The sequence below is a fragment of the Bacteroides sp. GD17 genome, from assembly GCF_038448625.1.
GTDB lineage: Bacteria > Bacteroidota > Bacteroidia > Bacteroidales > Bacteroidaceae > Bacteroides.
Window position 1 is genome coordinate 50,124 of sequence record NZ_JBCEZS010000016.1, and the last position, 23,106, is coordinate 73,229.

21 protein-coding genes are annotated in these 23,106 nt (G+C 37.6%); all 21 read right to left on the reverse strand.

Translation table 11 applies throughout. The features are described from left to right. Positions 1-177: 177 nt before the first annotated feature. A complete protein-coding gene (locus tag AAE250_RS19880) occupies positions 178-2,853 on the reverse strand; it encodes a pyruvate formate lyase family protein (protein ID WP_342289328.1) in 2,676 nt (891 codons plus the stop codon). Beyond that, positions 2,834-3,787, reverse strand: a complete 954-nt coding sequence (locus tag AAE250_RS19885; RefSeq protein ID WP_342289330.1) for a glycyl-radical enzyme activating protein — start codon at positions 3,785-3,787, stop codon at positions 2,834-2,836. The genes AAE250_RS19880 and AAE250_RS19885 overlap by 20 nt, the downstream gene beginning before the upstream one ends. Before the next feature lie 27 nt (positions 3,788-3,814). Continuing rightward, positions 3,815-4,648: a bifunctional metallophosphatase/5'-nucleotidase gene (locus AAE250_RS19890; protein WP_342289331.1), complete on the reverse strand. Its 834-nt coding sequence runs from the start codon at positions 4,646-4,648 to the stop codon at positions 3,815-3,817. Positions 4,649-4,673: 25 nt separating this feature from the next. After that, positions 4,674-5,459, reverse strand: a complete 786-nt coding sequence (locus AAE250_RS19895; protein WP_446715777.1) for a 5'-nucleotidase C-terminal domain-containing protein — start codon at positions 5,457-5,459, stop codon at positions 4,674-4,676. Positions 5,460-5,701: 242 nt separating this feature from the next. Further along, entirely contained in the window at positions 5,702-6,652 is a 951-nt protein-coding gene (locus tag AAE250_RS19900) for an MraY family glycosyltransferase (protein WP_342289418.1), read from the reverse strand. A gap of 97 nt (positions 6,653-6,749) precedes the next feature. After that, positions 6,750-7,646, reverse strand: coding sequence for an NAD-dependent epimerase/dehydratase family protein (locus AAE250_RS19905; RefSeq protein WP_342289332.1), 897 nt, complete (start codon positions 7,644-7,646; stop codon positions 6,750-6,752). 23 nt (positions 7,647-7,669) lie between these two features. Further along, the gene (locus tag AAE250_RS19910; RefSeq protein ID WP_342289333.1) at positions 7,670-8,869 is read right to left on the reverse strand and encodes a glycosyltransferase family 4 protein; all 1,200 of its coding nucleotides are present in this window, start codon (positions 8,867-8,869) and stop codon (positions 7,670-7,672) included. A 6-nt stretch (positions 8,870-8,875) separates the two neighbouring features. Next, on the reverse strand, positions 8,876-9,727 hold the full coding sequence (locus AAE250_RS19915) for a dTDP-4-dehydrorhamnose reductase family protein (protein WP_342289334.1): 852 nt from the start codon (positions 9,725-9,727) through the stop codon (positions 8,876-8,878). A 15-nt stretch (positions 9,728-9,742) separates the two neighbouring features. After that, positions 9,743-10,873: a non-hydrolyzing UDP-N-acetylglucosamine 2-epimerase gene (wecB, locus tag AAE250_RS19920; RefSeq protein ID WP_342289335.1), complete on the reverse strand. Its 1,131-nt coding sequence runs from the start codon at positions 10,871-10,873 to the stop codon at positions 9,743-9,745. 18 nt (positions 10,874-10,891) lie between these two features. Then, positions 10,892-11,965, reverse strand: a complete 1,074-nt coding sequence (locus tag AAE250_RS19925; protein WP_342289336.1) for a polysaccharide biosynthesis protein — start codon at positions 11,963-11,965, stop codon at positions 10,892-10,894. A 24-nt stretch (positions 11,966-11,989) separates the two neighbouring features. Next, positions 11,990-13,063, reverse strand: a complete 1,074-nt coding sequence (locus AAE250_RS19930) for a glycosyltransferase (RefSeq protein WP_342289337.1) — start codon at positions 13,061-13,063, stop codon at positions 11,990-11,992. A 114-nt stretch (positions 13,064-13,177) separates the two neighbouring features. Next, positions 13,178-14,302: a glycosyltransferase family 4 protein gene (locus tag AAE250_RS19935; RefSeq protein ID WP_342289338.1), complete on the reverse strand. Its 1,125-nt coding sequence runs from the start codon at positions 14,300-14,302 to the stop codon at positions 13,178-13,180. An 11-nt stretch (positions 14,303-14,313) separates the two neighbouring features. Continuing rightward, positions 14,314-15,387, reverse strand: coding sequence for an EpsG family protein (locus AAE250_RS19940; protein ID WP_342289339.1), 1,074 nt, complete (start codon positions 15,385-15,387; stop codon positions 14,314-14,316). Positions 15,388-15,526: 139 nt separating this feature from the next. After that, on the reverse strand, positions 15,527-16,360 hold the full coding sequence (locus AAE250_RS19945) for a LicD family protein (RefSeq protein ID WP_342289340.1): 834 nt from the start codon (positions 16,358-16,360) through the stop codon (positions 15,527-15,529). Between the two features lie 72 nt (positions 16,361-16,432). Then, positions 16,433-17,131, reverse strand: coding sequence for an SDR family NAD(P)-dependent oxidoreductase (locus AAE250_RS19950; RefSeq protein WP_342289341.1), 699 nt, complete (start codon positions 17,129-17,131; stop codon positions 16,433-16,435). Further along, positions 17,128-17,787, reverse strand: coding sequence for a 2-C-methyl-D-erythritol 4-phosphate cytidylyltransferase (ispD, locus tag AAE250_RS19955; RefSeq protein WP_342289342.1), 660 nt, complete (start codon positions 17,785-17,787; stop codon positions 17,128-17,130). Before ispD ends, AAE250_RS19950 begins: the two co-directional genes overlap by 4 nt. 4 nt (positions 17,788-17,791) lie before the next feature. Beyond that, the gene (locus AAE250_RS19960) at positions 17,792-18,640 is read right to left on the reverse strand and encodes a LicD family protein (RefSeq protein WP_342289343.1); all 849 of its coding nucleotides are present in this window, start codon (positions 18,638-18,640) and stop codon (positions 17,792-17,794) included. A gap of 34 nt (positions 18,641-18,674) precedes the next feature. After that, positions 18,675-19,493 (reverse strand): LicD family protein, encoded by an 819-nt coding sequence (locus AAE250_RS19965; protein ID WP_342289344.1) that lies wholly within the window; start codon positions 19,491-19,493, stop codon positions 18,675-18,677. After that, complete coding sequence (locus AAE250_RS19970) at positions 19,494-20,930, reverse strand: lipopolysaccharide biosynthesis protein (protein ID WP_342289345.1); 1,437 nt, start codon at positions 20,928-20,930, stop codon at positions 19,494-19,496. Positions 20,931-20,935: 5 nt separating this feature from the next. Next, a complete protein-coding gene (locus tag AAE250_RS19975; protein WP_342289346.1) occupies positions 20,936-22,114 on the reverse strand; it encodes a hypothetical protein in 1,179 nt (392 codons plus the stop codon). Between the two features lie 647 nt (positions 22,115-22,761). Further along, positions 22,762-23,094: an acyltransferase family protein gene (locus AAE250_RS19980; RefSeq protein WP_342289347.1), complete on the reverse strand. Its 333-nt coding sequence runs from the start codon at positions 23,092-23,094 to the stop codon at positions 22,762-22,764. Between the last annotated feature and the right edge of the window lie 12 nt (positions 23,095-23,106).

Here is a 23,106-nt window from a genome sequence, read left to right on the forward strand (position 1 = left end):
TTTAGCACAAAGGAAAGCAATCTTGAGCAATTGACATAAAAAATAACAGTTTTTATTTGCTGCTATTTAACAGATACCACCTATAATCATTGAACTTTACAGATTTCTAAAAAGAACAGGAAGACTGATGTGATTTTTACACACATTCAGCCTTTACCTGTTTCTTAGATCTATTAATTATACTTCCATTGTCATCGGTCTTTTGATGTAATTTTCCATGTGGATTAGCGGGAGCGTAATAAACGGCGTTTGCCATCCACCGATACGTACATTGACATCAGCATATTGGGCCAGAAGTTTTGCAGCTTTGTCCTCCGGCATCTCCACAGCTTTTCGGGCTGCTTCATAGATTTCTTTGTATTTTTCGGTGGTTCCTATGGCTACTGTCATCATGGCACCTCTCTTTTCGATAAAGGCCTTGACTATGTTTGTAACGGTATCGTGATTGATACTTTCATCTTGTAGGCAAATGTCGGTAATAGTTCCGGCTGCAAACCTGTCCAGGCGCAATTTGGACAGAGATTCTATTGTACCCATGATTCCTGAGTGGACAGTTCCCGGTACAGGAGAAAAGTTGGGTGCGATAGGTGCTCCTTCCAAGCGGTTGGCAGAAGCAGCCGCTCCTCTTCCTTGCCAGTTGTATTGCTCGAAAGTACCCATTCCGGCTGTTATTTTCATCTTAATATTATAGGTCATTCCTAAAGGCAATCCATAATATCCGGCCAATGAACGTAGTGATGCTATTTTTCTCCATTCTGTTTCGTCAGCTTTATCCTGGAACAGTTTTTTGCCGAAAGCTGCGGATTTCTGTACGCATCTTTCGAAGGCATCTAAGATGATGCAGGTAAGTGCATCCGCTTCTGCGTCATTATTGCCGAATTTAGGAGAGTTGGTATCAAAATCTACCCGGATATTGAGATATAGCAATGCTTTTTCTTCAGGCAATGAGGTTTGGTTAGCACCGAAGTTTTCGCGGATAGCCTCACACACCTGTTCAATAGTGTATTTTTTCTTCTCATACACCCAGCGTTTGATTCCTGCCAGTAAATTTACCATGTCGGGAACTGCTCCTAATACGATTCCTCCCAAATTATGATTGGCACCTCCGGCGGCTTTGTCCGCTCCTTTCTCCATACATCCTTCCAGATAGGCGGAGAATAAAGGAGACGGTGCGGTATTCTCGTCTATCATATAATACATGAACAGAGACATGACGGATTGGTCAACAAAAAATTGCAGATGTAACTCCATGTACTTTAAGATGTCTTCAAAGCTTTGAGGGACGGGCGTAGTGGGCGACACTTTTGCTCCCCGGAACATGGCTTCTTCTTTTTTCAAGGACGCACCCTGATTGAGTGCCGATTCTATGGCTTGCATACCGACGAGCATGGCAAAAGTCCAGTCGGACTTGCCGTTCAGTATGGGTTCCCAGCAACCATCCACACAGTAGTCGTTGGCCAGTTCCATCATCTTTTGTTGAACATCCGGGGTCGGCTCTTCATCCTGCATCAGTGCAGAATACATAGCCGGTATCATGATATCATCATTTATAACAGACGGGTTGTTTTTGGTCCTATAAATGGATGCTGATACTTGATTGACAAACTCTTCGGGACTGTCTTTGTGCAAACGGACATAAATGCCCGGTGCAGACAGGTTCACATTTTCAATAGCCTGAAGAATCAGGTAGGAACATTCATTGGTGGCATCCGTTCCATCCGGTTTCTTTCCGCTTATAATTATGTTTTGGAGGAAATTGTTTACACCGGCTTTCTGGTCAATATAATAGGGATGCGTACCGAGCGCATTGGCATAATCCACATGGTCCTGCTTGATGAGGTATTTAGAACTAAGGTTCAGTCGTCCTGCACATTTCAGGATGAAGCATTCGAATATTTCCAAAGCTTTGTTCTTATCTTTTTCGCGTTCCAAATAGGGTTGGAGTACTTGGTCAAGGCGTCCCAATGAAATAAAGTTCATGGATGCGTGCAGAGCTATGTGAAAGAAGCAGATGCTTTGCATTGCCTCGTGGAAGGTTTGTGCGGGAGCTCCCGGAACTCTTCGTGCTATTGCGGCCAATGTCTTCAATTCATCTGCCCGTTCGGGATACTTTTCCGCTTCTTCTTCTGCCAGTTCTGCAAAACGCTTGGCGTAGTTGATGACTGCTTTACAAGCCAGCTTAACAGCCCAATAAAAATCAAACTTCTTTTTGTCACTGATAAGTGCCCCATCCATATTGCGCAGGATTCTCAGGTTTTCCGCTATTTCATCTTCCGATGCAGAAGGATTGTTCTGCAACTCTTTATAAATAGCATTCTGCCGCTTGACATCTCCTTTCTCTTTCTTGATTTTAGGAGATAGCTCATTCAGTTTATCGCTACAGAATTTTATTTTCTTCCACAGTCCGTCCCTTAACAGCTCTTCATAATTCATGGTATTGTGTCCGAAGAGGGAGGTGGCATTACGGTTTGTGATGGAACCGGCTCTCAGCTCGTCGTCCGTCAGGAAACGGGGGAATACTTTTCCAAGCCCGTTAGACCCCATCGGCATGTTGCCGAGCAACAAGTCGCCGGGAAGAATGTCGGCTGTGTGAGTTTTGATGTTGTTCTTTTTATCAGTCATTGCTTCGAGCATACGGTCAATAGCAATGGCACGACGCACGATGACCGAACAATTCTCAAAATTATTCCATAGCGGGAATGCATCTTCTGAATCCTCGTATTTGATGACATCATTAAACATTTCGGGTGTAAACCATTCTTCTGAGCGGTCTCCTAATGCCTTCTCAATAAGATTATCGTAGAGTCTCTTGATTCTTGGACTCATCTGCAGATCAAATTTGTGTGTTTTCATACTCTTCAAAATTTAAATGAAAAAAATAAGATTTTATTTTAGTCTCACATTCTTTTATTTCCTTATCGGATGGTTTTTCCATATTTAAAGGAATACCACTTTGTATATAATGGGTATCATAGTCTTTATTCCATTGGTTAAAGCAGATGGTGGTTATTGAATGCTTTGTCAGTAAACCGGCTATGCTTTGCATAATATCTTCTCTGTCATAAAAGGAAGGTACTAAAGGAACACGTGGAATTATATTTGCCTTACCTGCGATTAATGCATCGAGCACTTGGTCAATATGTTGGTCGTACCGTACATTGTTTTTTCCTGTAATGATACGCGTCCCGAATAACCAATTATCTACCAGTGGAATTACTTGCCGGTATGTTTCCAAGGAAAGCAAACCTGATGTTTCAACGGCTGTGTTATATCCATGTTCTTTGCAATACTGCAATAATTCTTTTGCTGCCTCCAGTTGCAATAGGGCTTCTCCTCCAGATAGAGTGATTCCGTTGCATTTGGGATTGAGCTTCAGGTAAGGTTCGATTTGCTCAAAGAGAGAGCATACTGTCACTTCTACGGTAGGTAAATGCAGTGCGCTTCCTTTTACGCTGCTTATACTACTAGGGCATTCTTCAATGCAAGTGCCACACTGCTTGCACAACTTTCTGTTGATGATATGTTTTCCGTCTTGAAAAGAATGTGCTCGGGAGGGGCAACTATGCTCACATCGTCTACATTGAATACATACGTTGGGGTTGAGCAGAAGTGGGGCACATCCAGGTTGGGAGTGAGGAGAATGACACCAGTCACACCGTGCATTGCATCCCTGAAAATAAACGACAGTCCGGATACCTGGACCATCATGGATAGAAAACTCTGCTATATCAAATAACTTGAGTAGATGAGAGCTCTTTTCGTTTTTCTTTTCAGCTCTTATTTGCATATTGTTTTCAATTATATAAAGAGAAAATTACTTTTTCAGCATCAAATCCATTTCTCCTACATAGATACCACTTTTACCGGTATGCATCAACGATACATTCTGTCCATCCATGTTGAGAATCGTTTTCGGACCCTTCATAAAAGTATGTGTATGGCCTCCAAGCACTACATCAATATTACGTGTTTTAGGAATTAACTGATCTTCATCCTCTTGTACCCCCAAATGTGAAAGGCAAACCACAATATCGCATCCTTCTTTCTCTTTCAAAGTGGCTGCTACTTCGTTAGCTGTAGTGACCGGATCTTTATACACTACGCCTATACATTTATCAGCCTGCACCATTCCTTCAAGTTTGCACCCCAATCCCAATACACCCACCTTGACGCCACCTCTCTCAATAACCACATAAGGCTTCACCAAATCTTTAAGTACCGTAGCACTTACATCATAATTGGAGCATACTACCGGAAAATCAGCCATCCGAAACAAGCGTTCCATATTATCCAGATTAAAATCGAACTCATGATTACCAATGGTCATGGCATCATATTTCATTTCGTTCATCATTTTTATTTCCACTTCACCACGGAATTTATTATAATAAGGGGTTCCCTGCGAAATGTCACCACAGTCGAACAATAATACATCCGGATTTGCATTACGAAATTCTTTAGCAAACGTGACAAGGCGTACGAAGCCCCCCATATTGTAGTTCCGGTCACCCTCCTGATTGATAGGCTCCACGCGACTATGGATATCACTTGTCTGCAAAAGAATCAGCTTCTTGCTTTGCGGGCTACATGCTGTAAAAGAAAGGCAAAGAAAAAGAAGGATTATATTATTTTTATTTTTTGATTTCATAAGACATTCATTTTAAAGGTTCTACTTATTTTACAGTAATTCTGCCATCCAACTTAGAAGTGATCTTCTTTCCTGCAGCAGTCTGGGTTTTCACATATTCAATAAATATATCTCTTAACGTAGCGTTTTCAGGACATTCCCTTTTTTCTGCTTGCAGAAAAGCATCCATGCTACCGTTTCCGTCGGCCAAGTAATCAATCGTTGCCACTGTATATAGTTTGTTGTCATCAATAGGACTCCCTCCAATAGTGGCATTCAACAACTTTCCTGCTTCTGTGATTTCCATACGGATGCCACTTACTCCCTCGCCATTCAGCGAAGCAATGCTTGTCAGCAAATCTTTCATATAGACTCCTTTCATAGTCATCACACAAAGTGAATTTTCAAAGGGCAAGATCTCATACACATTTGCTTCCGTAATATCCCCTGCCGGCAAAATGCTACGCAATCCTCCCATATTTACCAATCCCATATCGGCCGGTTTCTTCAGTACTTTCACCGCTGCTTGGCGTACCACCTCCGCTACCAGATTGGAAAGCAAGCTTTCCGGACGCCCCTTATCCATTTTTTCCGTACTGACCCCTATCACATCATACATTTTATCAATCACTTCCTTGTAAGGTGCCAATAATGCCACTGCATTGGAATCCGGATGGGCGTCCCATGTCGAATCCATACCTATCATTTTCCCTCCTACTTGGGCAACCCGGTAACCCGCATTACCACCTTTCTGCTTCAACTGACAGCCAGCCAACATTAATATTCCTGTCAAAGCTACTGCCAAGAAAATCTTTGTGCAATTTTGTTTCATCTCGTAAAAATTTTAAATATATATTCCATTAATAGGATTCATTTATTTTCGATAAATATAAGGATAAGAAAATTCAAAAAAAAATCTTTTTCCAAACGACATGAATCGTATTATGAACGACACTTTTAACCTACCGAACGTAAAATTCAACTGCTGTAAAAGATCCAACTCATTCCGACTACAAACAAAAAAAACAGCCTCATGGAAGCTGTTTTCTTTAATCAATTTTTTAATTAGAGATTCTATACACATTTATGTAGCCTAAAAAAAGTCTTCATAAAGCAGATATAAAGAAGACTAAGCGCTAGAATCGTCCCTGCCAAATACCGGTAACCATCATTCAGACATATTATATATCCTATTATTATGATTGCTTGCACTAGCATATAAACAGACGAAACCATTACATGAGGAACCTTCAACTCATTCGCCATTATCTGATACAAATGCTTCCGATGTGGTAAACCGATATTCTCATGAAGCATCAGCCGATGGATGATAGTCAGAACACTGTCAACGCCATAAACAGCTAATAGGACAATCCAACTGAAATCCTCAGTCTGAATGATCAATTTACCAATCAGGAAAAGAAGAATGAAAGCGATACTAACAGAACCAACATCACCCGCAAAACATTTCGCTTTCTTACGGAAGTTGAAGAAACAAAACACCAAGACAGAACAAAGAACCGTATAGATAAAGCCCTCTTCTACAAAAGGAACTATTTCTCTATTGATATAAGCCAGCGCAACAAGGATAACCAAAGAATAACCACCTGTTATGCCATTAATCCCATCCATGAAATTATAAGCATTGATGATACCCGTACAAACTATTAATGCAACGATTATCCACCACCAGGATAAAGAAAAAAGTCCCCACTGATAGAACATCAAAACCATAGCAGAGAAATGGAACAGCAACCGTAACTTCTGAGAAGTAGAACGGATGTCATCCACAAAACTGATAAACGAAACCAAAGTTAACGCCAACATAAACCAAGGATATTCAAAACCGCTCGTCAGAAAATAAGACAATGCTCCAAAATAGAAGATAATTCCACCACCACGAAGAGTTATTCGTGTATGAGAACTACGCTCATTAGGCTTATCGATGATATTACATCTATCAGCTACCTTAAAATAAAAAAGTTCTGCCAAAAAGAGCAGAACTATTACAATCAAATAATACATCATTCGTTTCTATTTATCCAATAAAACCAAACTTGAATACAAGTAAACAAGAAGGCTGCAATACCTATTACAGCCAATATAATCCAAAAGAAGATACTCATTCTATCCTAAAACTCTCCAATACACTTGTAGGTTTCCAGCCCAATTCACGTACAGCTTTCTCATTGCTGAATGTCAAAGACTTCGTGATCTTCTTTAACTTTAAGGAATTAATGGGAGCTTTCTTACCTAAGCAGTCTCCCAGTAGAGCCATACATTTAGCCATCCAATAAGGAATTGACATAGGTAAAGGCTTGCCCAGTTGATTACAGACAATCATTTCCAGATCTCTGAATGTCAGCTGGTAACTGTCACACACATTATATATACCACCTTTTTCTGCCAGAAGAGGAACCAGCGTTGCAATATCCTCCACCATCAAAACGCTTTTCCGAGCCTTGCTCCCGGCAATACTCAAATACCTCCCACGACGAATGCCCTTTATCATCGCTCCTAAATTACCAGGAGGATTAGGACCGGCTATCAACGAAGGTCGGATAATGCCCAATATCACATTATGTTCATAACACCATTTCTCCAAATACTCTTCAGCCAAACGTTTACTCACAGCGTAAGGGGTGGTTCCATTTAAGGGATGTTCTTCCGTTATGTTCTCCCCGTAATCACAACCATACACAGCTACTGTAGAAATGAAAACAAAAGCCCTTGGTACTCCAACTTTCTCCAGTGCTGCACAAAGATTCTTTGTTCCTTGCAAATTCACATCAAAAAAGACTTGTCTTTCTGCTTCCGTCTTGGGTACAGAATGAGCTTTACCGGCAGCATGAAGTACAACATCATACCGTTCACGTAACTTCGGGGTTTCTTTTGCTATGTTTACAGTATAATCATCTTGTGATGCTAAACCTACTGTTACAACTTCATATGTCCTCGCCAAAAGAGGGCGTACACTATTACCTAAAAAACCGGAGGCTCCCGTAAATAGAAGTTTCATAAAAAATAATGCTTGACTATCTGTTATGCGAATAATGAATAATACTCTTCTAGAATCCTTTCTTTAGCAAAAACAGTATTTGCTATTATTCTTGCATTATTCCGGATTGAATCCAAATTATCCCTATTCTCATATATATATTCTATCATATCCTTTAGAGCATAAGGATCATCCGGCACTACCACCCAGCCCAAAGAATATTCTTTAATACACAATGCTATCTCGGAGTTCTCATCGCCAATATATAATATAGGCTTGCCCGCCGCCATGATATTGTATGATTTAGAAGGAACTCCCAAACCATACATACCATCACTCAATGTCACTATGCCAACATCACACATATTGAGAAAATCATTCTGGTGTGAACGGTCCTGAAAGCCCAAACAGATCACATTCTCCCTATTTCGGCTAAACTCCCTTATAACATCAGCTTTAGCACCACCACCAATAAATAAAAAGCTTATATCTTCATTATCAATTAACGTAATCGCAGACAATATATTATCCAATCCTTGCGCATGTCCCAAATTACCTGCAAATTGAAATATAAAAGAAGAGATATGCAGTTTCTTATATAGGAAGGTTTCTTTTTTACATAATGGAGTAATATCCTCATTATCGGCCCAATTAGGAATTAAGACAATATTCGTCTTTCCTTGCGTCTTCTTCCTAAGAATTTCCCGCATATCTCTACCAATAGAAATGCAAACATCCGCATTTGAATACGACTTGTTAAAAATCACTCTAAAAAAATGATAGGCAAAAGAGGAATCTTTCATTCTTCGTATAGCCACCATATTCTCTGGAAAAATATCATGTACTAACAATTTATAACGGATGCCTTTTAAGAATGAAATTAATGGCATAAAAACCAATAGAAAAGCAGGATTAGTCACCACAAGCAATTCATCCCCCTTTTTCACTTTTTTCAATATTAGAAAAAAAAGGCACATACTTGAAGCTAAAATTCGAAGTGCCCGCTTAATAAAATCATTCTTATCAATTCCCAATGCCAAAACACGATGAATAATCACACCATTATGTTCTTCATACTTTTTCATCACATAAGATGCTGTTTCATTATATTTTGCTCCAGTACATATAACATGTACATCCATTCCTTTACGAGACAAGAATTCAGCTATCTCCGTCATGTAGAAGCCAGTGGATGTCACTATGGGATAATAATATTCAGAAACAATCCAAATTCGCCTTTTCATCGCATCTCAATATTGCTTATACAAATTTCTATACTGATTCATCCATTCAACCAGATCTTCTAACATACTACGATAAGTAGGAGCTTCATAGATAAACCGTCTGGATTTTGCCATTGATTTATCTATTCCGTTAGTGACATATGGCAGCACTTCCAAGTCCTCCCTTTTCCACAACTCCTTGAATAAACATAACAAGTCATATTTAGATATTCCTATCCCATTACTCAATTGGATCAATCCAGTCTTATGCTGTTCTATAGCCGTGTTCATTGCTTTAGCCAATTCCAATGTAGTTACACCACTCCAAATTACTGTTTTGAAACCATTTATCTGCCCATGCTGCTGCATGAACCAATGGAATAAGCCCTCACCATTCCCTTTCAGTTCAGGCCCAATAATAGAAGTGCGAATTGTCAGATCTTTGTCATTAATAATTTCACCCAAAGCTTTACTACGACCGTATATATCGTCAGCATCCCGAAAATCATCCTCTGTATAATTCCCCTTTTTACCCGAAAATACACAGTCCGTACTTATATGTATAAGTTTTGCTCCAACCTCATCTGCCATCTTTTTTAGCAAATGTGGGAAATATGCGTTTATCAATATCGCATTATCAGGATGTGTCTTCGAACCTTTAATCAAAACTCCAATACAATTGATAATAATCTCCGGTCGGACATTACGGATCACTTCCGTCACAGCATCACGGTCTATGACATCAACGATTATACTATCTTCTGTTAGTGGTGTACGATAAACGACATTGAACATATCATACTTACCCGTACTCCGCAGATAATAGTAAATAACATGCCCGGCCATTCCTGTAGCCCCGAACAACAATATCTTTTTCATAAATAACTACTTAAATCAGAAAGACTTATGCCAAACAATACGGTTCACATAATCCGTATAAGAGAGAATTAAACGGACAACCTTTTTGGAAACATTATCTGATACATAATCAGGAATAGAATGGATCACATTCTTATCTTCGGCATATTGAGAAGTAACCACATCAATAGAGTCTAGAATACGTTCACAATCTAAACCAGTCATTATCAATGTTCCTTCGTCCATACCCTCAGGGCGTTCGTGTGCTTGACGAATTGTAATAGCTGGAAAATGCAGGATAGAAGATTCTTCAGTAACTGTTCCACTGTCTGAAATCACACAAAATGCATTTTGCTGAAGTTTTACATATTCAATAAAGCCAAAAGGCTTCATGAATTCAATCATCGGATTAGAATTAACAAAGCCGATAGCTTCCAACTTCTTGCGTGTACGAGGATGGGTAGATACGATCAGTTTCTTATGGTATTTGTCTACAATTGCATTCAAGGATGCAAGTAAATCTGAAAAATTCTTTTCCGAATCCACATTCTCTTCCCGATGAGTACTCACAATAAAGTATTCCCCTTTTTTTAGTCCTTCCTTTTCAAGAATATTATTCTGTTCAATCTCATCCTTGTGGTAAAGAAGCACCTCAGTCATAGGAGAACCAGTCTTTATTACGGTTTCAGGCCGTAGCCCTTCATCCAGCAGATATCGCCGGGCATGTTCGGAAAGCGGCATGTTTATATCACTCAAATGATCCACAATCTTACGGTTTATCTCCTCCGGTACACGCTGGTCAAAACATCTGTTACCTGCCTCCATGTGAAAAATAGGGATTTTCCTACGCTTGGCAGAAATCACAGAAATACAGCTATTAGTATCACCATACAGCAATACTGCATCAGGCTTTACTTCATCCATCAATGCATCCGACTTTTGAATTACATTCGCAATGGTTTCCGCAGCATTTCTGCCCGCAGCATCCAAAAAATAGTCTGGCTTACGGATATGAAGTTCCTGGAAAAAGATTTCATTCAATTCATAGTCAAAATTCTGTCCCGTGTGCACAATGATGTGCTTAGTATATTTATCCAGTTCTGCCATTACCCGACTCAACTTAATGATCTCAGGACGAGTTCCGACAATCGTCATTATTTTCAACATAGCTACAAGTTTACCTGATTATTCACTTTTTATTTCACGAGCTTTGGCCTTTGCCTCCAACCCCATATCTTCACGTACAAAACGAAGTTTCAAAAGAAGTTCCTTCATCCCTTCCACATCCAAACGGCATGTGTTGTGACTATGATAATCCTCTATCTTTGAAATCTCCTCATTACCTTTAGTGAAGTACTTGTCATAATTCAAATCCCTAGTATCACAGGGAATACAATAATAATTACCCATATCGACCGCACGAACCATTTCTTCACGTGTGACCAAAGTCTCATAGAGTTTTTCACCGTGGCGTGTACCGATGACTTTCACTTCTGTATCAAGAAATCTTTCATCTACCTTGGCATAAGTTTCCTTCAGAGCCTGCGCCAAAATTTCCAAAGTTGCTGCCGGAGCTTTCTGTACAAAAAGGTCGCCGTTATGAGCATGCGTAAAAGCATATACCACCAAATCCACAGCATCATCCAACGTCATCATAAATCGGGTCATGTTCGGATCAGTGATAGTAATTGGCTTGCCGTCCATCATCTGTTCCACCCAAAGAGGAATTACCGATCCGCGGCTTGCCATAACATTACCGTAACGTGTACAACAAATTGTAGTTCCTGCATCTTCACCCAGTTCACGGCCCTTCGCAATGGCGACTTTCTCCATCAATGCCTTGCTGATCCCCATCGCATTGATCGGATAAGCGGCCTTGTCGGTAGAAAGTACCACTACGTTTTTCACGCCATGCTCAATGGCTGAAAGCAGCACATTCTCCGTTCCCAGCACATTGGTGCGGGTGGCCTCCATCGGAAAGAACTCGCAGCTCGGAACCTGCTTCAAGGCTGCGGCGCTGAACACATAGTCCACTCCACGCATGGCAATATCAACGGAGGGTTTGTTGCGTACATCACCAATATAGAATTTTACTTTCGGATTTTGCAAGGCATGACGCATGTCATCTTGTTTTTTTTCGTCGCGACTGAAAATGCGAATCTCTTTGATATCGCTATCAAGAAAACGACGAAGAACGGCGTTACCAAAACTGCCGGTACCTCCGGTTATAAGGAGGACTTTGTCTTTGAATACTGACATAAATATATCGTATAAGAAAATGAATTATCTGTTTATTAATTTGAAGAATTTTCCCCAACTGCTTTCTTTAGGAGTTAGAGGCTCAAATGTGGGTGTTTCTTTACAGGCGCGTGCCATCAAGTCTGCCCACCTCTGCGCATCTCCCACTTTAGCAAACATCACGCCTTCATATCCGTTTAGAACTTCACGCGCATAATCCAGATCGGATGCAATAATAGGCAATCCGAAAGCAGCTGCTTCCAACAACGGAAGACCAAGAGTTTCGATACTACTGGGAAAAAGCAAGCCCTGCGATGCTTTGTAAAATGAAAGCAAATTCTCATGGCTCATTACCCCATCAAATACAAACTGTTCCTCCACACCGTAATCAGCAATCTGCTGCTCTAAAAGAGGATATCCTCCAATGGGAATAGTAAAGTGAATACGAAGTTTTACAAATAACGACGGACTATTCCGGCGTAATAGATTTACTGCTTCTACCAATGTCTTATGCTTCTTATAAAGTAACGGAGTCGCGGGATAGATAAAGTGAATGAAATCGGCAGACAGATCCGCAGCAATAATCTTATCCGTTTCTATTCTTTCCACATCAGGAAACAAAATATGCACCTTGCTTTCTGCGAATTTATATTTCTTGCAAAACCCTCGCTTGATAAATGGTATCTGTACAACCACATCTGTTTTATCATTCAGCGTGCTACTTACAAAGAGAGGGTAAGTGTTTTTATAAAGCCACATAATGCGCTCTTCCGCCTTGAACAGATTCCACTTATTCGCATAGAACGGAAGGGACTGATGATAGTATATCACTTGTTTACAGCAAGTTACACACCCCGTATTCTGCAATGAGACTATGACATCCGGATTAATGTTTCGTTGCTTCAACCATTTTTTCAAGCCTCCATGTTCCCATGAGATACGATGTCGCCAACTATGATTATCATCATGTATGTAAGTGACACCCTCAATTACAGGCTGGTCAACCGAAGAATCCACAAAAATATAATATCGATTCCCATTAACGCCCTTAGGCAAATGAGTGATAAACTGACGATAAATAGAAAGCGCTCCGCTACTACGCAAGGCAGCAGCATTCACTATGACTGTCTTTTTCTGAAAAGACACCATTAAACAATTCTTCACCTCTTGCATAGAATATCAAATAAAGACGGGAGAATTCTATATATACAAAATAATCATCCTCAAGCCTTCTTAACACAACTTATCAAACAATTGTGTCCACTGTTGCATTACAACCTCAGAAGAAAAACACTGAGATATCCGTTGATGAGCATTTTTCCCTATACGCTCACGAAGAGATTTATTCTCAATCAACTGGCAAGTTCTTTCAACATAAGTATCAATATCACCTTCATCTACTAAAAAACCGGATTCACCATCGACAACCAAATCTTTAGGGCCACATTTACATGCCATTACCACTGAGGCTAAGCCATAATTCAGAGCTTCACATAGCACTAATGGAAACCCCTCATATCGAGAAGAAAGAAGATATATAGATGAATGAAGATACTCTTGAACAATCATAGGAGTAGGGTTATGGATCGTGACATGTCGAGAAATAGAATATTGCTCAATCAGCTCCTGTAACTTATTTTTATCTTCTCCACTACCAAATATATCAAGATGCCAGTCAGAATGACGTTGAACAACTTTTGCCCATATAGGAATAAGTATATCATACCCTTTCTGATATGTAAGTCTCCCTACGCTAATAGCTCTTTTAGCATCTTGCTTAGAAATATCATGTGTGATTAACGTAAAATTAGGAATGATAACAATATTCTTTAACTTAGACCAATGCTTTGCATCTTCATTCGTAAGTAATACAAGGCGTGAATACTTCGACACATGCTTTTTATCGCAAATGCTACGAAAATAGTCCACGAGCCTAAACATTCCTTTACGCCCCTCTTGCATTCGGAAAAAACGAGAAAAATGAATTTCTGCAATCTTTTTACTTCCATCATTTATTGAGGGGAGTAAACCAAGTTCGTTACCAAATGTAGAAATTACAATATCAGCTCGTACATTATTCAGAAAAGCCATAAGTTTACGTTTATGTAATTTTCTCTTTGCTAAAAATGCGACAAACTTTCGGATAAAGGAAGCTTTATTGTAATCTGAATAATTAATACCCAAATCGAACTGTCTTATAGAGGGATGTATAGGGAAAAAAGCAGTTCTCCCATGTTGCTCTGTTGTAACAATTATCACTTCATAACCATGATCGGCAAGCCAATTAGCCTTTCCTAACACAATTCGTTCCATACCTCCTGAATTGAATGTGCTATGCAAACAATAGACAATCTTCATTACTAAATTATTTATAATCCAAATACAGACAATAACTCTGATTTATATGGGATGTAATCTTCATGCCATATTGAAAAAAAAGAAATCTGACGATACATGCCGACACTAAGAAAGAAAATCAGATAAAAAAAACTACTTCGCCTTTCTCTACTCATTATCATAGCGGAAAGGATTAACTCCATAAAATAAAAATATATACTCCCTCTCCCTCCAAGTTGTGGAAGGAATCCAAAGCCTAAATAAATAAATAGAGATACAAAATATAAATTCAAATAAAAAATTCCATCTTTGTATTGAGAAATGCAATACCTTTCCTTATAAAAAATAAGAAAGATGATAATTCGCAATAGCATTGCTAAATTAAATCTTAATATCGTTCCTTGCTCAGTCTTTTGGTATACATTCAATTTGGCTGCCACGAAATCTGGCATAGAATCTATCATGCTTAAAAATATGTCATAGCTTCCAACATTACAAAGCAATGCAATGATTATGATGGCCAAATATTGTTTTTTGGTCAACAGTTTATCAGGCACAAATAAAGTAACCAAAGTAAGCAATATGGAGACATGAAGAAAACTGCCACAAACTATTATTGTACAAAATAAAATCTGATTCTTACGATATAATAATGCAAGCAAGAAAAAAGCGATGGCGGCACCTTGACGATATTGCCCCATTAGGGTTGGATACAAAAAAGTACCTAACAAAAGGTATAAAGAAAGAAATGGATAGGGTGATTTCTTATAAATGAAAGTACTATATATTCCCATTGTCAATGCTGCTATGATAATCAACAACGTGCGATAGCTACCAACCACATTGTTAATCCAGGCATATCCTATTTCTATCCCCATAGTTACAGCGTTATTCTTCCAATAATCCGACTGAAGACTATTAAACCAATATAAATAGTTATCGTAATCAAAGCCACATTTTCTGAAAGCTACAATAAGAAAAATTGTAAAAATCAGTATACAATAAAAATATGGTTTGGCATACTTATTCCCATTTTTAAGAGTTACATAAGGATGTGCAATAGCAAGCCCCCCAAATAGTAAACCTACAAATAAATAGATAAACATACGTAGTGTTCGTTCAACCAGTAAGCATTCCCAAAAGACGTATCCTATATGGGGTTGCATCCGACTTAGCCTAATCTATCCAACCGACTAACATTCGATATATTACAATCTATATCAGTCTGGATTAATATCTGATAACTTAGATTCTTTTGAGAGAATTTGAATGTTTACTGTCATCATGTGTCAAAAAATGAACTTTAATTTTATGATTCGTTCTATCATTTTCGGGAGGAAGTTCATTAAAATTTTCCCCATAAAATCCAATCAACACTTCTGAAGCATGATTAGGAACACAAAAAAAATTCTTTTCAAATTCAAGCTTTGACAAAGGAAATAAATCTTCTTTCTTCTGCGGATAAAAAAATTCACATCCTAATGAACGATTTAAATATACTTGCTCTTTTTTTACAATCCTATTTATCAAACGAAAACATGGAAACAACATAAATTCATTCAAATAGTAGCGAACATTAGCAAAAAAAGACATACTGTTTTTAGTTATCAAAAAACGTCTGCCACGCGTATTCGTGTAAAATGCCAATTTCTGCACATGAACATCGATTTCCTCAAATGGGAAAATATCTATCCAAATACCTTTATATTTAAACCTTTTTTCTTCAATAACATCAGATTCACATACAGAGTATTTATCCCGTATCTTTGGAAACGAATAATAATAATGCGAATCGGTTGTATGATCTTGAAATACAAAATCAGAGTTGGAATCCTCTTGCATAATCTTACGAAGCTTTAGCATGTCCTCCCGCATCATACCAATATCCAAATCATCATCCCATGGAATGAACCCTTTATGACGATATGCACCTAATAAAGTCCCATCTGTCAGCCAATACTGCAAACCGTTCTCATCACATAAATCTGCGACATAACGCAACATTTCAAGCATACGCAATTGAACCCTGCGCAAAATCGTTCCTTCCGCATTATATTTTAATCGTAAATTTTCTATCATAATTGGTCTTCATTTTAATTCTACATGCGTTTTGAAAGACTATGTTAAGGATAATTTCTTGTCTCTACACTTTTAGAATCTTTCACGAACCAATATAGGCTGCCCTTCCATCGGGTCAGCGACATCCGACAAACAAAAAATGATTGTTTCGGCTACTGTTTCTGGCTGCATAATAGTCTTAGGATCTTCCGCTGGAGCCAAAATACGTCTTAAAGGAGTAGCTGTTCTTCCCGGACAAATAACAAATATCTTTATATTATAAGATGAAAGTTCCTCTGCGATAGCGAAAGAGAAGTTTATCACACCACTTTTTGCAGCCGCATAAGCACTCCATCCGGGACGTGGAGTTAAACCTGCCGTAGAAGCAATATTTATAATTTTCCCCCCAAGCTCCTTCATCATCAATGAAGCATATTTACAACACAAAAAAGTACCTGTTAAGTTTACACATAAAGTTTTTTCCCAATTTTCAAGAGAAGTAAAAAACATACTCTCTGGTTTCACATAACCTGCACAATTAATCAGAACATCTATTTTTCCATATTTCTGTTTCAATGAAAAAAAGAAATTCTTGACTTCATCCTCTTTGGTAACATCCAAATTCATGCAGCAAGATTTACCACGTATCATGCAAAGCACCTCTTCCCTTGACTCTATATGTGAACTAACAGCAATTACCGTAGCACCCAGTTCTTGCGCTTTCAATGCTGTTTTTAAACCAATACCGGAGCTTGCCCCTGTAATTACTATAACTTTGTTTGTAAGTGTCATGACAGTTTTAATAATTTATTTACCATTTCAACATCTAACATAGTAGTAACTTTAATGTTAGACTCTCTCCCTGGAACAAAACGCACCTTATTCCCATAATGAAAAACCAACATACCATCCTCTGTAGATTGATAGCCATCTATCGCAGCTTTCTCATGAGCTTCCTTTAACACACCAGTATCGAATATCTGAGGTAACTGAACATTATGCAATTTTTTCCGTACCAATTCCTTTTCCATATATTCCCCTCCTTCCAAAACCGTAAACTTAATGGGAATAGTCGGAACTACAGCTACTTCATTCTCTACGACTAATAATTCTTTAACAAAATCCACTGATATCAAGGGACGAGCTGATTCATGTATCAGTACACGAGAAGAATTCACTCTTTTCAGCCCCATTCTTACAGAATCTTGTCGAGTCTCCCCACCCAACACGCATTCAACATCAGAAATATGATACTTATCAATAAATTCCTGACATAAATCAATTGTTTGTTTATTACATGTCACAATTATTTTATTGATTTCGTCACACGAACGAAGCACCTCCAATGAATAAACAATCATTGGCTTGCCATTCAGTAATAAAAATTGTTTAGGATATCCTAAACCCGTCCTATGGCCTACACCTGCAGACAAAAGTATTGCATCCATAATTTTATTTTTTATTTATATACGATTCATTGGGTTCAGACAAATTCAATACATAAAAATCATGCAAAGAATATCTTCTATCTGCTGGAGGAAGTTCCACATAGTTACCATATAGCCTTGTAAGATACAGGTCATATTGTTCTGGGATCTTATACATAGAACCTTCAAATTCTTTATTTACAAAATTTCCAAAGATACTTTTCTCCATTACTTCTTTAAAACCATATTCTCCTAAGCAGTTAGCCACCCACTCACATCTATCATAGTGATACAAACCAAGTAATGAGTGAATTAAAAAATGCAGTATCGACCGGCAATTCTTTCTATGGAAAAATTTTACAATCCATCGTTTTAAAAATCTTCCTTCAAACGTTTCAGGATCAACATATGCAATGCCAAATATTTTCTTTGAAAAGAAAAACAACGTGTTCAAATGAACTTTTCGCAAGAAATCATTTTTAGGCAATCCATCCAAAGGGAACAAATCAATATAGATTCCTCCTGCATAATTCAAATATTTATGCCAATTCATTACTACAGTTGTCCTTTTATTTTCTATTTTTGACCATGGATAAACATGTCCTTCCGGATGTGTCTTATAATTACGGACTTCATAATGTTCTGGCAAGTTCAAATGAGATATTTTCAAAAAACGTTCATAATCGGGACGAGGCATTGCGACGTCAATATCATCATCCCAAGGAATAAAACCTTTATGCCTAATAGCCCCTAAAGCAGTCCCACCTATTAAATAATATCTAATATTATTTTCATCGCAAACTTTAGCTACAGCTGAAAGCATCTCACTTAATCTCAACTGCAATTCTCTCAAATCAAATTGAATTTCAGACATATAATCAACTATAACACAAAATTATTTATTTCTATTACAAAAATATAGCTTCCTGAGAATGAATCCTTTTTCTTTTGTCTTCTGGTGGTAACTGCATATAATCTCCATAATACCTACGCAAGAATTCATCTACCTTGTTAGGAACATAAAAAGAATGTCCTTCAAAATTCATTTTTTTTAATGGGAAAATTATATTCGCATCCATATTCAACCCATAAAAATCAAGTCCATATATACTAAAATCAATTTTAGACAATTTAAATAAATTACCCATTTTCATGTACAACCAAAATACTAATTGCTCCATTTTAAAACAGAGCAAGAAAGGATAGTATTTGATCACAGGGCTTATATTAGATAAAGTACCCCATAAATAAATCCGTTTCCATTTTAATAAAAACGAGACTTTTCTAAGCGATAAGAATCGAAAACCTGTATAATCAACCGGAAGAATATCTATAAATGCACCTTGAAATTTATAATCTTTCCAATCACCTTTATCACTCACTATTAGCTTAGAATTTAAATCCCGAATTCGAGGTATATGACGAAGATAATACTTATCCGTTTTATGTGTCTGAACCGCCATATTGGAAGGTAACTCTTTGGGTAAAACCTTCAACAATTTTTTTACATCGCTTCTCAGCATTTGGACATCCAAATCATCATCCCATGGAATAAATCCTCCATGTCTTACAGCACCAATCAAAGTTCCGCCTTCCAACCAATAAGGCAATTGATATTTTGTGCAAATCTTATCAAACACCATCAATATATCCAGCATTCTATATTGCAATCTACGTAATTCAGACCCCTCTGGATTATATTTTTTCCTCAATGTTTCATTATCCATTTATCTATTCCTCTTTATTAATTGTAAAAAATTCAAAACCAAATTCCTTTGAAAAATATACATGGCAGAAAAATAAAAAAACACTCCTCCAATGAAACCAACTAACAATTGCAAGTAACTATCCAAATCTGTCCGATTAATAGGATAAACTAGGCCGCCCATTAAAAAAGCTATAAAAAGAGATGGAGCAATATCTTTCATTTGCATCCAAAAACTCAGACCAATAAGTTTTTTAGTATAATATGCATTCAAATAAACCGCAATTAAAGAATAGAGAACACGTCCCCAACACATTCCTATTATCCCAAAAGGAATTGAAAGAAATAATATAGTAGTAGCTATAGTCTTCTTGATGATTTCTACTTTCAAGGCTAAATCCGAACGCCCCTTCACATATAGTAAGTTCTGATTTATTACACTTAAATGATCAAACATCCAATCCAAACAAAGTATTTGCAATAAAGGAACAACCATCATCCATTTATCAGTAAGCAACAAATCAACCAGAGGAGAGGATAATGCTGCTAAACCTACCATCAATGGGAAAATTATGAAAGAAGCAAAATTTATATATTTCCTATAAGCTGATGATAACCGTTTATCATCATCCTGAATGAGACTTAATATCGGATACATAACCCGAGAAATCACCGCATTTATATTAGAAGAAAGGAAAAAAGCAAATTGTTCAGCTCTGGTATAATATCCCAAATCTACAACTGAAAATTTGCGGCCTATAACAATTCCATATAAATTATAATAAATTTTGTGTATCAATCCTGATATTAAAAGTTTAGAACCAAACGAAAATAGCTTCTTAAAAGACATAACGGAAAATCCACAGGTTGGCATCCAATGCAGATAATAATAAAGAAAAAAAGTCTGCAATGTAACATTTATCAGCGTCTGATAAACTAAAGCCCACACGCCAAACCCATTATATGCCATGATAATGCCAATTCCACCAGATGCAATAGCCGACAATAAAGAGACCTTAGATTGCGTCCTAAAATCTATGTCTATCGTTAATTTTGTCTTATGAATAGCAGATAAAGAACTTATTATTAGACTGACTGCCACAACTCTAGTCACAGGAACCAAGGCTGGCAAATAATAAAAAGAAGCTATCAATGGCGCTCCTAAAAATATAGCAATGTAAAAAAAAACAGATAAGACAACATTAAAATAAAAAACAGTAGAATAATCAACTTCCGTACGTTCTTTCTGCTGAATCAACGCACTTGTAAAGCCACTATCAATAAAAGCTTGAGATATTTGAAGAAATACTGCCAACATTCCAATCATTCCATAATCCGAAGGTTGCAGAATGCGAGCCATAACTATGTTAATAAGAAATTGAACACCTTGCAACGAAAAACGCTCAATTCCGCTCCAAATTACTCCATTTATAGTTTTCGCCTGTAAACTCTTCTCCAATTTTATTATTGTTTTATGTTAGTAAGAATAATCTTGTCAACAATAAACTGTCCCACTTCATCTATTTCATCAAATCTCACTTCCTGTGGCAATTTTACGCCAAAACATCTTTGCACTTTTGCAACAAGATCCGCTGTATAAAATAAGCTGCCTCCCTTTACATCCGCAATACCATCACAATAGATAGATATACGGTTTGCCTCACGCATTTGTTCTATTGTCCAAACAGCCTCATCAAATCTTGCCGTTCCTGCCACTCCATCTATAATAACAGGATAACCACCAATTTCTCCATCAACTCCCGGTGTATGGATCTTCACTTCCTTTTTTTCGCGTAAAGCTGTAAGTATAGAATATATGATATCAAAATTACTTGAAGCGTTCATCATATTACGCTTTTGGTCAACCGGCATAGCAATAGAACACGTCTTAAGAAGTTCTTCTTTGTTGAATTCAATGACCTTTCCTTTATACTTTATATCAAGCAAAATATCCTGTCCTTCCGCATGACCTTCTTTGGAAATTACGACATCATGAAAATGAGAAACTGCAAGTGTCACGTCTATATCATTGAGATTAGAAAAGCCGTACTTCTCAGCAATATAGAACTTCATTCGTGGAATAAGGTGATTCAAATTGCCACTTCCAAAATCAAAATAGGCTTTTCCGGCAGACTTCAGCCATGGAATCACAGCATCGGAATAGGATGTGTTTATGGTAATAGCATGGCAATCCGCTCGAGCGTAGGCATCCATAATATTACGTGCATATCTGACTGACAGAGGAGTCCAGATGCCATAAGCCCGTAAATTGCCCCACGAAATGCTACCATATTTCAAGCCCGAATAGACTCGACTGCTATTTACGATAAAATCAGGAGTTTCTGTTTTAAGAACCGATGCAATGCTATCCACATCATTAAGGTCACAATTTCCTATAACCTTAATTTCACTTCGACATTGCCTGCGTATGGTTGAAGCGGTTCGGATAATATTTACATCCATCTGCATTTTTTCCGCGTTTCGACCGACAACAACCAGTCTGAGCTGTGAATCGCCAAGAGAAACGAGATAATCCAAAAGATAACATCCAACACTGCCTAAGCCAATAATCATAATAGTTATTGGCTGGTTATTATTCACTTTTTGCTTTATAAGCAATAATTTTTTATTCAGTTGTTCCATTTTAATATCGAAGTAATGGGGTTTGTGATAAATTTCGAATCGACATATCGCAACAATATTGTTGTAACAATTATTACACACAAGCCAAGCAGCAAAGCTTGAACGAAATCAGGCTGGAGATAGTCGGCCAGAATATGTACGAAAATTCCTTGCACAACATAATAAGCCAATGTCTTTGAACCTAATAAACATATACAAGAAGGCATCTTAACAATCACTAACACACATAATGACGTGATAATTGAGCCTATAAAAACCAATACTTTAAGAGATAATAGCATACCGATATCCTGTTGATATAAGGAAGACATCCACCACACATTTGCATTATTGAATTCCAAAACATGAAGGATTCTTCCACTATATAGTGTGCAAAAGATAAAACATATTATTGATAAAAATATGATGACATATTTTTCTTTCCCTGAAACTTTCGGAATAATAGACAGCTCTTTTTCTTTTTCTCAGAAGCCCCATCATGAAAAAGGGGAAAAACATAAAAGTACGTTGAAAAGACAGTAGATTTCCATATTGCCTGAGCGGAAGCGAATATACAACAAATGCGCATATTATACTGATTACCAGTATAATACCACCACTGAGCCACTAAGTATTTTTCCATGTTTCAATGTATAAGCAATAACATATCACAAAAATAAACTTACAAGATACCAACCCGAATTTTCCGGATTGAGGAAGACATAAAAACTCTTATAACAAAGAAAGTGCGGAATCATCAATACCAGAAATGTTTCCAGCACCAAAACTCCCTTGACTACTATTTTTTTTGCATTACTTACACTTACAAAATAGCCACTGATATAAATGAACAATGGCATATGGAAAAGGTAAATAAGAGAATAGAGCTTGTTTGCGGTTGGATTACTCAATGCAGGTTCTATTGCATGACCGATAGTAACCAGGACAATAAGTAACCATTTAATGCCATCAACTCTGCCATCTCTTTCGGATATTCCCATAACGTAATGGAT